This window comes from Pseudomonas fluorescens group sp. (assembly GCF_020093335.1).
Lineage (GTDB): Bacteria > Pseudomonadota > Gammaproteobacteria > Pseudomonadales > Pseudomonadaceae > Aquipseudomonas > Aquipseudomonas petroselini.
Genome location: NZ_JAIOKW010000001.1, coordinates 409,982 through 424,785, shown reverse-complemented (window position 1 = coordinate 424,785; position 14,804 = coordinate 409,982). Strand labels below are relative to the sequence as shown.

The window sequence follows — 14,804 nt, the reverse complement described above, 5'->3', positions numbered from 1 at the left end:
GGTATCCTTTTTAAACCATCCAAAGCATGCCCTCAGATATGCCCCCACGTTTACCCCCAAGTCGCTCGTGGTACACGAGCGAACGGAAAGGGCGAGTGCTGGCAAAATTTAGCATTTGGCGTGTCCATGGCACCTACCTCAGGAATGCTCTATCACCATCACTGCAGTAGTGTCCGCCTCAAGTGCTTCGAACACGTGAGGCACATTCGCCAGGTAGCTGATGTAGTCGCCGGCATTCAGCAATACAGGCCCAGTCGCCGGGCCAATATGGGCGCTGCCGCTGCACAGCACTACGTGCTCTACGGTTCCCGGTGGGTGAGGCTGAGACAGTCGAACTTCGCCGGGCTGCACCTTGAGCCGGTAGATGTCGCGCTGTACTCCCGCCTGGCAATCGGCAAGCAGTGTCGCTGCGTAATTGGCAGTCTCGGCATAGGTGGTCATGCCCTCGTTGGCGCGAATCACCCGCAACGGCTGCTGGGGTTGTTCGAAGAACCGGGTGACTTGCAAGCCCATTGCCATCGCCAGCGACCATAGGGTTTCGATGCTGGGGTTACCGATTCCCGACTCCAACTGAGACAACGTCGACTTCGCCACACCGGCGCGTTTCGCCAATTCGGTCAAGGAAAGCCCAGCGGCCAAGCGTTCGCGCTTGATTGAAAGCGCCAGCAGATCGATTCGGCTCGGGTTGTTTTTCAATAGAGTGTTCGCTATGTCGGTCATTTGTTTTTTAAATCATCCTTAAAAGGGTTGACGCTCTCAGGCGCCTTGTTCAGTATATCGGTCATTAGTTCATTATAAAGTTTGATTTGCCGAGCCCCCCCGCGAACGACGGCTTAGGTTACGGCAATGTCGACGGCAAGGAAGCAGTGAGTGATGAAGTCGCAAACCCGTGGGACGCTCGAAATGATTTCGGCCATGGTGATCTCCGGCACGGTGGGCTGGTTTGTCATCATGTCGGGGCAGAGCCCGGAGGCCGTGGTGTTTTGGCGTTGCGTATTCGGCGCCATGGCGATGCTGGTCGCATGCCTGGTGCTTGGGGTGCTGCGTCGCTCGCTGATCACCGCCCGGCAGTTCATTCTGGTGTGCCTGGGCGGGGTGGCGCTGATTCTCAACTGGGTGCTGCTGTTCAGTGCCTACAAACATTCCTCTATCGCCATCGCCACGGTGGTCTACCACGTTCAGCCGTTCATGCTAGTCGGTCTGGGTGTGCTGTTTTTCGCTGAGCGCCTCAGCGCCGCCAAGGTTGGCTGGCTGCTGTTGGCCTTCGCCGGGCTGATGCTGATCGTGTCCGCCAAGGGTAGTGGGCAGGCCCCCGGCGCCGACTATGTGCTTGGCGTCTGCCTGGCCCTGGCTTCGGCCTTTTTCTACGCCGTGGCGGCGGCGATCACCAAGCGCCTCAAGGGCCTGCCCGCGCACCTGATCGTGCTGATCCAGATGGTGGTAGGTGTGCTGGTCCTGGCGCCGTTCGTGGATTTCAGCAGCGTCGATACGGTCGAGGGCGCCTGGACATACTTGATCATTATCGGCGTGGTCCATACCGGGCTCATGTCGACCCTGCTGTATAGCGCCATCCAGAAAATCCCCACGGCGCTGGTCGGCGCACTGTCGTTCATCTATCCGATCGTCGCCATCCTGGTCGATTGGATTGCCTTCGCCCATCCGCTCAGTGCCCTGCAAGTGCTTGGCGCGAGCGCGATCCTGCTGGCGGCGGCGGGCATGAATTTTGGTTGGTCGCTGGGCCGTGCCCCGCGTCAGGAAGTGACCTAGGGCTGGGCCCAACACCACACACCATCTGAACCATCGTTAAATCAAGGGAGTTGATCGTGACTGTGATCTTGTGTGGCCTGGGAGGCTGCCTTCCGCCTAAGATAATTGACAATCAGCAAATTTCCAGCGGGCTGGATACCACGCCCGAATGGATAGAATCGCGCACGGGCATTCGTGAGCGTCGAATGGTCAGTGATGGGTTGAGCATGCTTGACCTGGCCATCAAGGCCGGCGCCCGTGCGCTCGCCTCGGCAGAGGGGCGGGCGGTGCAGGCGGTGGTGGTTGCGACCACCTCGCCGGAGCGCATCTGCCCGGCGGTGGCGCCAGAAGTGGCGTCGGTACTGGGCCTGGGCGACATCGCCGCCTATGACATCACCTCTGCCTGCAGCGGCTTCGTGTATGGGCTGGCCACTGCTTCCGGACTGATTGCCGCGGGCATCGCCGACAGTGTCCTGCTGATCGGCGCTGAAGCCTTTACCACCTTCGTCAACCCGCAAGACCGCGCCACCCGACCGATCTTCGGTGACGGTGCCGGTGCCGTGGTGCTGCGCCGTGGCGAGGTGGACGAGGCCGGCGCGCTCGGGTGCTTCGACCTCGGCAGCGACGGTGCCCATTCGGACCTGCTGGCCATCCCAGCCGGCGGCTCGCGACAACGTTCGGCCAGCGCCGGGCTGGGCCATGAAGCGGTAGCGCCGGGTGAGTTCTATCTGCACATGGACGGTCGCGCGGTCTATGAGCAGGCCGTTGCACGCATGTCCACATCGGCCCAGAGCGTGCTGGACCGCTCCCACTGGTCGCTGGACCAGGTCGACTGGTTCGTCGGTCACCAAGCCAATGTGCGCATCCTGCAATCCGTGGCATTCGAGCTTGGCCTTCCCGCAGATAAGGTGGCGGTGAATATCCAGCGGCTGGGCAACACCCTGACAGCCTCCATCCCGCTGCTTCTCAACGACCTGGCCCTGCGCGGCGACCTCAAGGCCGGCCAACGTGTGTTGGTGAGTGCATTCGGCGCGGGCCTCTCGTGGGGCTCGACCGTACTGCGCTGGCCGCAACTGACTACCCGCAACAGCGAGTGGCAGGACTGATTCAGACTTTTCCCAACCTACAGTTCCACACAACAGGAGTCATGTGATGACCGTAAGTAACGAAGCTATCGCCCAAGCCATTGCCGCGCGTTTCAACATCGAAGAAAGCCGTATCGTCCCTGATGCCTCCCTTGAAGACCTGGGTTTCGACTCGCTGTCGCAGGTCGACCTGGCCCAGTTGCTGAGAAAGAAACTGGGTGTGCAGATCAGCGATGCGCAGCTGTCGGAGGTCGCCACTGTCGGTGACGTTCTGGCACTGGCCAACGGTAAAGCGTGATGGTCGCCGAAGCGGTGGTTGTGACCGGTATCGGCCTGGTCACGCCCGCCGGCATCGGTATCGAGGCGAACTGGCGGCGGGTGGTGGCAGGTGAAGCCACGGCCACGCCGGACAAGACCCTCAAAGCGATGCCGGTGGAGATATCGTGCCGTGTACCCGGTTTTGACAGCGCCTTGCTGGGCGTCAAGAGCCCCTGGCAGTGGGACCGTTATGCGCAGTTCGCCTTGCTGGCAGCGCGCCAGGCTCTGGAGGATGCCGGTCTCAAGGCCGGCAGTTGGAAAGATGAGAGCCGTGTGGCGGTGATCATCGGTTCCGGGGCTGGGGGCACCGCCACCCTGGAGCAGCAGCACGCAGTGCTGATTGCTGAGGGGCCTGACGATGTGTCCTCGCTGACCCTGCCCATGGGGCTGTTGAACATGGCCGCCGGGCAGGTTGCCATTGAGCTGGGCGCACGCGGTCCATGCCTGGCCCCCTGTTCGGCCTGTGCGTCAGGGGCCTCCGCACTGGGCATGGCCAAGGACCTGATCAACCGAGGGCTCTGCGATATCGTGGTGGCTGGTGGTGCGGAAGCACCGATCACCCCTTTGTATGTTTCCGCGTTTGCCAAGATGCGGGCGTTGTCGCGCAACACCGATGCCGGCGGCGCATCGCGCCCGTTCGATGTCGCGCGTGACGGCTTCGTCATCGGTGAGGGCGCGGGGATGTTCGTGCTTGAGTCCGAGGCGCATGCCCGCGCCCGAGGTGCACGCAGCCACGGGCGTCTGCTTGGGTATGGCGCATCGGCAGATGCTCACCACGTCACCACGCCCCATCCCCAGGGGCTCGGTGCCCGCCTGGCGATGCAGGCGGCGTTGCGCGATGCCGGTATCGAGGCTGACGCAGTGGATTACGTCAATGCCCACGGCACGTCGACGCCGGGCAACGACGTGATTGAGTCGCGTGCCATCGCCGAGTTGTTTGGTGCACGCATGCCGGTCAGTTCGACCAAAGGCGTCACCGGGCATCTGCTGGGCGCTGCCGGTGCCATCGAGGCGGCCTACACCTTGCTCGCGCTTGAACACGGGCTGCTGCCGCCGACGGCCAACTTGCGCAACCCCGATCCGCAGATAACGGTTGACCTGGTGCACGGCCAGGCGCGTGCGCAGCCGATCAAGGTGGCGCTTTCCAATTCGTTCGGATTTGGCGGCCAGAATGTCTCATTGGTGTTCGCCGCCTGAGACCTCGCTGCTCACTGCACAGGACATGTCATGACTCATCCAAGCAACCCGGGAACTGTCGCCCCCTTGGCGCGCGACGAACTGCGCGACCTGCTGTTCGCCGGCACATTCGAGAGCCATCACCAGAGCATCCGCGAGGTGCTGCTCGACCCGATCTTCGACCCGCAGCCGGGCCTGAACATGGAGCAAGCCGGACGGCTGGCCTATGCCCGCAGCCGCCATGTGCACGCGGCGCTCGAACGCCCGCTGCAGATTCTGGCTAACCCGCGTCGGCTGTTTGCCTTGGCGGAATGGCCAAGCCTGTTGGACGTCGCCAGCTTCTCGCTGCTGATGGTCCACTACAACCTGTGCCTGGGCACGGTATTCGATCATGCCCAGGGCCGTCCGGACATCGCCGGGCTCACCGAGGCGCTGGACGAACTGACCTCGTTCGGCCCCTATATGGCGACTGAACTGGGTTTTGGGAATAACGTCGCGGCGTTGCAGACCGAGGCGGTGTATGACCGCCATAGCCAGACCTTCACGCTCAACACGCCGAGTGCCGGTGCGCAAAAGTACATGTCCTATAGTGGGTTCGGCGATATCCCCAAAGTCGCGACCGTGATGGCGCGCTTGAAAATCGAAGGCAAGGATCACGGCGTATTTCCGTTCCTGATCAGGCTGTCCACTGAGGCAGGCCTATGCCCCGGTATCCGCGCGGCCTTGTGCCCGGAGAAACCGGTGCAAGGGCTGGACAACGGCCTGACCTGGTTCGACAACGTGCGTGTGCCCCGTAGCAGCCTGCTGCACGGCGACATGGGCCATTTCGCTGAAGATGGCAGCTTCGTGCTCGGCGCAGGCAATGCCCGGTCGCGCTTTCTGCGCGCCATGTCGCGGATCGTGCCAGGCCGCCTGTGCGTGGCCAGCGCCGCCCAGGGCGCAAGTCGCGCGAGCCTGTACATCGCGTTGCGCTATGGACAGCAACGGCTGACCAACGCCCCGGGGACCAACGACATGCCGGTCATCGAATACCGCAGCTACCAGCGTGCGATGTTCTCGGCACTGGCCAGCACCTATGCGATGACGCTGCTGCTCAACGAAGCCAAGGCACGTTTCCTGGCTAATACAGCTGAGCCGGCTGCCGATGTCGTCAGCCTGATCAACATCACCAAGGCACTGGCGACTTGGGATGCCTCCGCCGTTATCGCCGAGTGCCGCGAGCGATGTGGAGCACAAGGCATTTTCAGCGTTAACCGCATCGCCGATTACGGTTCCCTGCTGCAAGGTTTGGTAACGGCCGAAGGTGACAACCTGGTACTGCTTGCGACCGTAGCCGGCCAACTGCTCGCCCAGGCCTGGCAAGGTCCGTTGCCGCTGCGGCCAGCACGTGCGCGGCGTCTGGCCGAGCCGGAGTGGTTGATCGCTGCTATCGCCTTTCGCGAGTACCAGCTGTGGCTGACGGTTCGCGAGGAGATGAACGCTGACGAGCGCGGCTATTTCGAGGTGTGGAACGACGCCATGAACCCCGGCCTTGAGCTTGCACGTCTGCGTGGTGAACGTTTGGCCCTGGAGCAACTCTGGAGTGCCGCGCTGCATGCGCAACAGGACGAGGCCAAGGCGGCGCTCAATGGCCTGGCATCGCTTTATGGCCTGAACCTGCTGCAGCGTGACGCAGCGTGGTTTCTGGCTCATGAGCTTATCGACGCCGGCCAGGCCCTGTCGCTGCCAGGGAGGATCGACCAGCAGTGCGTAGCCCTGCGCCCTTGCGTGTCGACCCTGATCGACGGCTTTGCCCTGTCGCCTGAGCTACTGCGTGCGCCCATCGCAGAAGGTGACTATATCCAAGCGTTCTGCAAGCAGGTGCACGCGAATGTCGACTAATACCGCCAGCGCACGCGTTGCCCCTTCGGCCACTGCGGAGACTTCCATGTCCGTACATATTTATCAATGCCCCGTCCGCTGGTCCGATATGGACGTATATGGGGTGGTCAACAATGTTTCGTTCCTGCGCTTGCTCGAAGAAGCGCGGGTGGACTTTATCTGGCGCCTGGGCGCGGAGCAGGGCGATGCCTTCTTCAGCGGCGGCTCCGTGGTGGTCAGGCATGCGATCGAGTACAAGCGCCCGCTGGTCCACCGCCACGAACCCGTGGCCATCCATATGTGGGTCTCGGACGTTCGTGCCGCCGCCGTAACGATCGAGTATGAAGTGCGCGACGGCGACACGTTGTGCGCCCTGGCATCGACCACCATGGCACCCTTCAATTACGAAGGCCGCTATCCGCGCACCATGAGCGATGAGGAAACGGCGTTTTTCGAACGCTTCCTCAACCCACGCAAGGCGCTGTCATGCGCCTGCTGAGGGTCGGTGCACCGGGGTGCGAGCGGCCCTGCGCAGTCGGCGTCGATGGTTCGGTGCGCGACCTCAGTGAGTGGGTCAATGACTGGACTGGGGCAGCGCTGGCCGTAGCGGCAATGGAGACGTTGTCACGGCGCTTCACGCTGGAATGGGCCCAACTGCCCCAGGTTCATATCGAGCACGAGCGTATTGGCCCGGCCTTACGGCCGGGGCAGATCCTGTCGATCGGGCTGAACTACCACCGGCATGCGCGGGAGGCCGGGATGGCTGTGCCGGAAGAGCCGATTGTGTCGAGCAAATCGGTGCATGCGTTGGGAGGCCCGTTTGATGACCTGGTGCTGCCAGTCGACGGCGACAAGACCGACTGGGAAGTGGAGTTGGGCGTGGTCATCGGGCGTCGCGCTCAGTACCTCGCCACGCCCGCTGACGCGGCCGCCTGCATCCTTGGTTACTGCACCGCCAATGACCTGTCCGAACGCAGTTGGTTATTGGAACGGGGCGGGCAATGGATCAAGGGCAAATCATTCGATGGGTTTGCCCCGCTGGGACCGTACCTGGTGACGGCTGATGAGGTGCCGTCGCCCCAGGCGCTGGAACTGATCTGCCGGGTCAATGGCGAGGTCATGCAGCGTGACAGCAGCGAGGACATGATCTTCGACGTACCTCATCTGATTCATTACCTCAGCCGCTTCATGACGCTGCACCCTGGTGACGTGATCCTCACCGGAAGCCCGGGCGGCATGGCCTTGGGACGACCAGACCAGCCGTTTCTACGCGACGGCGATGTGGTCGAGGCCGAAGTGGTTGGCCTGGGCGCGCAGCGTCAAGTATGCCGCGCATTTTATAAGGAAGTGACATGACCCAACTCGCCCAGGCCTTTACCCCTCAGGTACTGCGTGAAGCGCCGGCCGAGCTGATCGAGGCGCTCGCTGCGCGTTTCGATGAGCGCTGTTCGACCGCGACGGCCATACGTGAGCAGCATGGCCGCGACGAGTCGGCCTATGTCGATGCGCCGTTGCCCCAGGCCGTGGTGTTTGCCCGCAGCACCGAGGACATTGTTGACACCGTACGCCTGGTGGCCGCTCACCGCGTGCCGCTGATCGCTTACGGCGCGGGGTCGTCGGTCGAGGGTCATCTCTTGGCAGTGCAGGGCGGTATCAGCCTTGACCTGAGCCAGATGAACCAGATCCTGGCGATCCATACCGAAGACATGAGCGTCACCGTGCAGCCGGGCGTAACCCGCCGCCAGCTTGAAGAAGCCTTGAAAAGTACCGGTCTGTTCTTTCCCATTGATCCTGGGGCTGATGCGTCCATCGGTGGCATGTGCGCCACAAGTGCCAGTGGGACCAATGCCGTACGCTACGGCACGATGAAAGAGAATGTGCTGGCCCTGCAAGTGGTCACCGCCGGCGGCGATGTCATCCGTACCGGCACCCGCGCGAAAAAAAGCAGCGCCGGGTACGACCTTACCCATTTGATGGTTGGCAGCGAAGGCACATTGGGCATCATCAGCGAGATCACCTTGCGCTTGCACCCGGTGCCGGAGTCGATCTGCGCTGCCGTATGTTCGTTCGACAGCATCGACCAGGCGGTCAACGTGGCGATCCAGGTCATTCAATCCGGTATCGCCGTGGCGCGAATCGAGCTGATCGACGCCAACACCGTGCGCATGGTCAATGTGCACAGCAAACTGGAACTGCCCGAGACGCCGATGCTGCTGATGGAGTTCCATGGCAGCGAACTGGGTGTGCGTGAGCAAGCGCAGGCTGTGCAAGAGATTGCTGGCGAGTGGGGCGGCCAAGCGTTTGAATGGGCGACCAGCGTCGAGGCGCGTCGGCGGCTATGGACGGCCCGGCACCATGCCTATTTTGCCGCGATTCAGTCGCAGCCCGGCTGCCGCGCAATCAGCACCGATACGTGCGTGCCGATCAGCCGCCTCGCCGAGTGCCTGCTTGAATCCATCGCTGAAGTCGATGCGACAGGACTGCCGTATTTCCTGGTAGGGCATGTGGGTGACGGGAATTTCCATTTCGGCTACTTGATTGATCCTGACGACCCTCAGCAAAGGGCATTGGCCGAGTCACTGAACGATCGGCTGGTGGCACGGGCTATTCGGCTCGCGGGCACCTGCACCGGCGAACATGGTATCGGGCTGCACAAACAGGGCTACCTGGTCGACCAGGCAGGCGCAGGCGCCGTCGAGATGATGCGCGCGATCAAGCGCACGCTGGATCCGGACAACATTCTCAACCCCGGAAAGATTTTTTCCTTCGATACACCTGCCAGGGAGGCGCGTCCATGACCGATACATCCAACGGCGCTGTTAGCTCAATGCGTACGGTTCTGGTAACCGGCGGTTCACGCGGGCTGGGCGCCGCGGTAGTCGAAGACCTCGTGGCACGGGGCTTGAACGTGTGTTTTACCTACCTCAATAACGCGGAACAGGCCGAAGAACTGGCGGCGTCCCTAGGCACCGACCGGGTGCTGGCGGTGCGTGCCGACGGGCGCGATGCCACTGCCATCGAGCAGGCGGTCAAGCGTTGCGTGGCGCACTTTGGTGCCCTGGAGGGCTTGGTCAATAACGCCGGTATCACCCAGGACCGCAGTGCGTTGGCCATGAGCGCCGAACAGTGGCACAGCGTGATAGGCAGCAACCTCGACAGCGCGTTTCATGCCTGTAAGGCGGTGTTGCCGCTGTTCGTCGAGCAGGGCTTTGGTGCGGTGGTCAACATGGCCTCGATTTCCGGGCTGATCGGCGTCCCTGGGCAGGCCAATTATTGCGCGAGCAAGGCGGGCTTGATCGGTATGACGCGCTCGATGGCAGTTGAATTCGCTGCCCGTGGCGTACGTCTCAATGTCGTCGCCCCTGGGTTTATCGACACCGATATGACCCGCAAGCTTAACGAGCGACGGGTGGCGGAAATGGAAAGCCGGATCCCCATGCGTCGCTTCGGCGCCCCGCAAGAGGTGGCCAAGGTGGTGGCTTTTCTGTTGTCGCAGGACGCGGCCTACGTGACCGGCCAGGTCATGGTGGTGGACGGTGGCCTGGTGACCTGAGCGGTCGGCTGAGCACTCGCCGGAACCGGATGCCGACGCGCTACTTTGAATTTTTCGGAGCCTATCAACATGACAATGGATGCCAGACTTGGTGGGATGCACCTGGGTGCTGCGCTGCAGCTTCCCGTTGACGTCGACCCCGAGGAAACCAGGGAATGGCTGGACGCCTTTGATGGCGTCGTGCGCCACGTTGGAGTGGCGCGCGGGCGCTACTTGTTGCAGCGCCTGATCAAGCAGGCCGGGCGTTGCGGCATTGCAGCGTCTACCACATTGCGCACGGCTTACTGCAATACGCTTCATCACAGTGAGCAAGGGCTCTTTAGTGGTGACCTGGAACTGGAACGCCAGCTGGCGGCGTGGGTCCGCTGGAATGCCATGGCCATGGTGGTCCAGGCCAACCGCCGTGAGGGCGAATTGGGTGGCCACATTGCCAGCTACGCGTCGGCGGCCGACCTGTTCGAGGTAGGCTTCAATCACTTCTTTCGCGCCGGGCCCAGCGGGGAAACCAATGACCTGGTGTTCTTCCAGGCCCATTCAGCGCCGGGTATCTATGCGCGCGCTTACCTCGAAGGTCGCTTGAGCGAGCGCCAACTGGCCAACTACCGGCGCGAAGTCGGCGGGGAGGGCCTGTGTTCCTACCCCCACCCGTGGTCAATGCCTGATTTCTGGCAATTCCCCACCGGTTCCATGGGGTTGGGGCCGATCAGCGCCATCTACCAGGCGCGCTTTATGCGCTACCTGCAACATCGTCACCTGCGTCCATCGTCGACACGCCACGTCTGGGGCTTTTTTGGCGACGGCGAGATGGACGAGCCTGAGTCGCTTGCAGCACTGGGCCTGGCGGCACGTGAAGGGCTCGACAATCTGACGTTCGTGATCAACTGCAATCTGCAGCGTCTGGACGGCCCGGTGCGTGGCAATGGCAAAGTGATTGAAGAGCTTGAGGCCCAGTTTCTGGGGGCCGGCTGGAACGTGATCAAAGTGCTGTGGGGCAGCGAGTGGGATGCACTGCTCGACCAGGACCATGATGGCGTGCTCCAGCATTACCTGGACATTACCGTTGACGGTGAATACCAGTCGCTCTCCACGCTGGACGGCGCGGCCAGGCGCCAACGCTTTTTCGCTCGACACCCACGGTTGCTGGAGAAAGTCGCGCACCTGGAGGACAGCCAGCTCGAGAAAATGCGCCGTGGTGGCCACGACCCGTTGAAGATTCACGCCGCCTACACGGCCGCGCTGGCCTGCAAGGGGCGCCCGACAGTGATCCTGGCCAAGACCGAGAAGGGTCATGGAATGGGGCGCTGGGGGCAGGGCAAGATGATTGCGCACCAGCAGAAACAGCTTGACGATGAGGCGCTACTGGCGTTTCGCGACCGCTTCGCGCTGCCCTTGAGCGACGATGATGTTCGCGCGGCCCGTCTGTTCAAACCTGAAGCCGATAGCCTGGTGATGCGTTACCTGCATAGCCGTCGCCAGGCCCTCCACGGCTACCTACCGAGCCGCAGCAGCGTTGCAGTGCCTTTGGAAACGCCGGCGGCCAGCGCATTTGCGGGCTTTGCGTCAGCCGGGGAAAGCAAACCGATGTCCACCACCCTGGCATTCGTGCGCATGTTGGGCTCATTGCTCAAGGCTCCGGTGTTAGGCGAGCGCATCGTGCCGATCGTGGCCGACGAGGCGCGCACGTTCGGCATGGCCAATCTCTTCCACAAGTACGGTATCTATTCGCCCCAGGGCCAACTTTATACACCCGAGGACAAGGATTCTATCGTGTCGTACCGCGAAGCTCGCGATGGTCAGATCCTTGAGGAAGGCATCACCGAGGCTGGGGCGATGTCTTCGTGGATCGCAGCGGGTACCGCCTACAGCACCCACGGCATGGCGATGCTGCCGGTGTACATTTTCTATTCCATGTTCGGTTTCCAGCGTGTTGCCGATTTGATCTGGGCCGCGGCTGACCAGCGCACCCGCGGCTTTCTGATCGGGGCGACGTCAGGGCGAACGACCCTGGCCGGGGAGGGGCTGCAACATCAAGACGGTTCAAGCCATGTTGTCGCGGCGACCGTGCCCAACTGCCGAGCCTACGACCCGGCCTTTGCCGGTGAATTGGCAGTGATTGTGGACCATGGCCTCAAGTGCATGATGACCGCCCAGGAGGACGTCTTTTACTACCTCACCGTGACCAATGAAAATTACCTGCAGCGGCCGCTGCCGGACGGTGCCGAGGCGGATGTGATCAAGGGCATGTACCTGCTCGACACACTGGACGCCGGGCCGGAAGCGCCTTTGGTACGCCTGCTTGGAAGCGGCGCGCTCCTCAATGAAGTGCTGTCGGCGGCGAACCGACTGCGCGAGCGATGGGGCGTGACGGTGCAGGTCTGGAGTGTCACCAGCTTCAGCGAGCTTGAACGCGATGCCAGGTCTGCCCAACACGCGCGTCTGGCGGGTACGCAGACGACATTGGGGCATGTCGAGCAATGCCTGGGCGGGTCTGCGCCGGTCGTTGCGGCGACGGACTATGTCAGGGCCTATGCGCAACTCATCGCTCCCTATGTGAGTGCGCCGCTCAAGGTGCTGGGCACGGATGGTTTCGGCTGTTCAGACACCCGAGGCGCCCTGCGGCGTTACTTCGAGGTAGACAGCCAGGCGATCTGCCTGACGGCCCTGCAGGCACTGGTGGAGCAAGGGCGCCTGGCCGCAGATACGGTCGCCAAGGCCCGCTGCATCATGGGCGGTGCGGACAATCGCCATGCTTGACCGCCATGGATAGCCAGGATTGACCTGGGGGATGTTCCAACTCAGTTATCTTTGGCTGTGGCTTGTATGGCAGATGCTGTCATATGACCTTGCGGGTTGGCGTACTTTGCTGGTCGCCACCCACCTGGCTCAGCAGCAGTGCCTGCAGCTCTTTTGCGGGCCGTTGTGGGTGCCCGATCCTCCAGCGTTTAAGTGTGCGACGGCTTGAATCAAAGACTCTCAGGATCGCCGAAGAACATTTTGACTGGGCTCTGGAACGGTCTTTTAAGGTCCGAAAAACTTTTCGATGCCCCCATTTTGGCCCCCACGGCGAACATCTTTATTGATCAGCGATGGCTGTTCGCGGGGGCGCTTGGCGGCCTTGAGAATCCGGGTGCCCGAGGTTGACTCGCGCAGGGATAGGGTTGCGCGGTGAATTCGGTCTCTACCGCTTCTTGCGACTTGATATCAACATTTCAACGCTGAAACAAAATCATACATTTAATTGACGCCATCAAATCGCCACTCTAAGATCGCCGAAAAAAATAGTGGCACAAGGCCATTTAGAGGGATCTAGAAATGTGGCGTTCGGTACGTCGGACCAGGCTTTGCCTGCTGTTCGCATTTTTTTGCCTGAGCACGGCCGGGATGGCCCAAGGCGCAACCCCGCAGGACACGCCAGGCGTTACCGACCTGATCCGTGACCGCCAGGATCGCCTGCTCGAAGAGCAACAGCGCCGCCTCGAAGAGCTCAAGGACCTGCCCGGCAAAGCCGCCGCCCCCGCCAAGCCGGCAGCGCCCGCCGACACTCGCTGTTTCGCCATCAACACCATCGAACTCAGCGGCGCCGACGCGCTGTCCGAAGGCGAGCGCGCCAGCCTAATCAAGCCCTACATCGGTCAATGTCTTGGCGTGCCGCAGCTCAATGATTTGCTCAAGGTCATCACCGACCACTACCTGGCCAAAGGCCTGGTCACCAGTCGCGCCTACCTGCCGCAACAAAACCTCGGCAGCGGCAACCTCAAGGTGCAGGTGGTGGAGGGCCGACTGGAAGGCATGAAGGGCGCCGAGGGCAGCGGCATCACTGACCGTCAATTGGCCATGAGCTTTCCAGGTAAACCCGGCGACCTGCTGAACCTGCGCGAAATCGAGCAGATGGTCGACCAACTGAACCGCTTGCCCTCCAACCAGGCCCAGATGGAATTGGCACCGGGCAAAGCAGTCGGCGGCAGCGAAGTGCTGGTCAAGAACACCCCGCAAAAACCCTGGCGCGTCGGCCTTTCCCGTCACAACGGCGGCCAGCGCAGCACCGGCGAACAGCAGTGGGGCGCCAGCCTGGATTGGGACAACCCGCTGGGCCTGGCGGACCAATTGTCGCTACGAGGCGGCCACGATGCGATCAGCGACCACCAGAAAACCTCGCGTAACTCGATGCTCAATTACAACCTGCCGTTCGGCTGGTGGAACCTCAATTACACCTACAGCGAGAGCGACTACCGCTCGCTGGCCCAGGCCAGCGGCTTTAACTTCAAGCAATCGGGCGACAGCCAAAACCACCAACTGCGCCTGGAGCGGGTCATCCACCGCGACGCCCTGAGCAAAACCTCCCTCAGCACCGGCGTGGCCTACCTGCGCACCAACAACTTCATCGAAGACAGCAAACTCGCCCTGAGCAGCAACCGCCTCAGCGAAGCCCAATTCGGCATCAACCATGGCCGGCGTATTGGCGGCTCGTTCCTCAACATCGACCTGGGCATGCAGGACGGCATCGGCGCGTTCGACGCCCAGGCCAATCACAACCCACGCCCCGGCCAGGCCGATGCGCGCTACCGAAAATACACCGCCACAGTGAGCTACCTGTACCCGTTCAAAGCGTGGGGCGAGTCGTTCAGCTTCAGCAGCCTGATGACCGGCCAACGTAGCGAAGACGTGCTATTCAGCCCGCAGCGCATGAGCCTGGGCGGGCAATCTTCGATACGCGGTTACAAGGATCAAAGTCTGTCCGGCTACAGCGGCGGCTACTGGCGCAACGACCTGCGCTGGAGTAGGCCGGTGACCTTCGCGTGGTTGCAGCCAGTGTTCGCCGAGTACGGCACCAGCCTCGGCTATGACCAGGGCGTGATCCGCCGCGACCGCTACAACGCCGAACAGCACGGGCGCATGACCAGCAATTCCGTGGACCTGTTCGCGCGCGGCCAGAACGTCGCGGCCACGGTGACCTTTGCACACTCTTTGGAACGACCGGGGCCGATCACTGAGCGTGAAGCGCCGATCTATTTTCGCCTGGATTTCTTTCTTTAAATTTTTACCGCCCCTCGGGCATCGAGACATGA

Annotated in this window: 12 protein-coding genes; 11 read left to right on the top strand and 1 reads right to left on the bottom strand. The window is 62.1% G+C overall.

Annotation, left to right across the window (positions count from 1 at the left end; translation table 11 throughout):
* Positions 1-138 precede the first annotated feature (138 nt).
* Entirely contained in the window at positions 139-720 is a 582-nt protein-coding gene (locus K7431_RS02020; protein ID WP_012724366.1) for a helix-turn-helix domain-containing protein, read from the bottom strand.
* 153 nt (positions 721-873) lie between these two features.
* Here K7431_RS02020 and K7431_RS02015 point away from each other — a divergent pair, with 153 nt between their 5' ends.
* The 11 genes from K7431_RS02015 (at position 874) to K7431_RS01965 (ending at position 14,772) form a co-directional block, all read left to right on the top strand.
* Complete coding sequence (locus K7431_RS02015; RefSeq protein WP_043205374.1) at positions 874-1,767, top strand: DMT family transporter; 894 nt, start codon at positions 874-876, stop codon at positions 1,765-1,767.
* Between the two features lie 56 nt (positions 1,768-1,823).
* A complete protein-coding gene (locus tag K7431_RS02010; protein ID WP_012724364.1) occupies positions 1,824-2,852 on the top strand; it encodes a beta-ketoacyl-ACP synthase III in 1,029 nt (342 codons plus the stop codon).
* A 46-nt stretch (positions 2,853-2,898) separates the two neighbouring features.
* Positions 2,899-3,129, top strand: coding sequence for an acyl carrier protein (locus tag K7431_RS02005; protein ID WP_007936684.1), 231 nt, complete (start codon positions 2,899-2,901; stop codon positions 3,127-3,129).
* Positions 3,129-4,346 (top strand): beta-ketoacyl-[acyl-carrier-protein] synthase family protein, encoded by a 1,218-nt coding sequence (locus K7431_RS02000; protein ID WP_043205371.1) that lies wholly within the window; start codon positions 3,129-3,131, stop codon positions 4,344-4,346. The genes K7431_RS02005 and K7431_RS02000 overlap by 1 nt, the downstream gene beginning before the upstream one ends.
* A 30-nt stretch (positions 4,347-4,376) precedes the next feature.
* The gene (locus tag K7431_RS01995; protein ID WP_012724361.1) at positions 4,377-6,206 is read left to right on the top strand and encodes an acyl-CoA dehydrogenase family protein; all 1,830 of its coding nucleotides are present in this window, start codon (positions 4,377-4,379) and stop codon (positions 6,204-6,206) included.
* Between the two features lie 46 nt (positions 6,207-6,252).
* Positions 6,253-6,684 (top strand): acyl-CoA thioesterase, encoded by a 432-nt coding sequence (locus K7431_RS01990; protein ID WP_012724360.1) that lies wholly within the window; start codon positions 6,253-6,255, stop codon positions 6,682-6,684.
* Positions 6,672-7,541, top strand: a complete 870-nt coding sequence (locus K7431_RS01985; protein WP_012724359.1) for a fumarylacetoacetate hydrolase family protein — start codon at positions 6,672-6,674, stop codon at positions 7,539-7,541. The genes K7431_RS01990 and K7431_RS01985 overlap by 13 nt, the downstream gene beginning before the upstream one ends.
* Positions 7,538-8,983, top strand: a complete 1,446-nt coding sequence (locus tag K7431_RS01980) for an FAD-binding oxidoreductase (protein ID WP_012724358.1) — start codon at positions 7,538-7,540, stop codon at positions 8,981-8,983. The genes K7431_RS01985 and K7431_RS01980 overlap by 4 nt, the downstream gene beginning before the upstream one ends.
* Positions 8,980-9,738, top strand: a complete 759-nt coding sequence (fabG, locus tag K7431_RS01975) for a 3-oxoacyl-ACP reductase FabG (protein ID WP_102061468.1) — start codon at positions 8,980-8,982, stop codon at positions 9,736-9,738. The genes K7431_RS01980 and fabG overlap by 4 nt, the downstream gene beginning before the upstream one ends.
* A gap of 75 nt (positions 9,739-9,813) precedes the next feature.
* On the top strand, positions 9,814-12,492 hold the full coding sequence (gene aceE, locus K7431_RS01970; protein WP_012724356.1) for a pyruvate dehydrogenase (acetyl-transferring), homodimeric type: 2,679 nt from the start codon (positions 9,814-9,816) through the stop codon (positions 12,490-12,492).
* A gap of 558 nt (positions 12,493-13,050) precedes the next feature.
* Positions 13,051-14,772: a ShlB/FhaC/HecB family hemolysin secretion/activation protein gene (locus tag K7431_RS01965; protein ID WP_012724355.1), complete on the top strand. Its 1,722-nt coding sequence runs from the start codon at positions 13,051-13,053 to the stop codon at positions 14,770-14,772.
* Positions 14,773-14,804 lie beyond the last annotated feature (32 nt).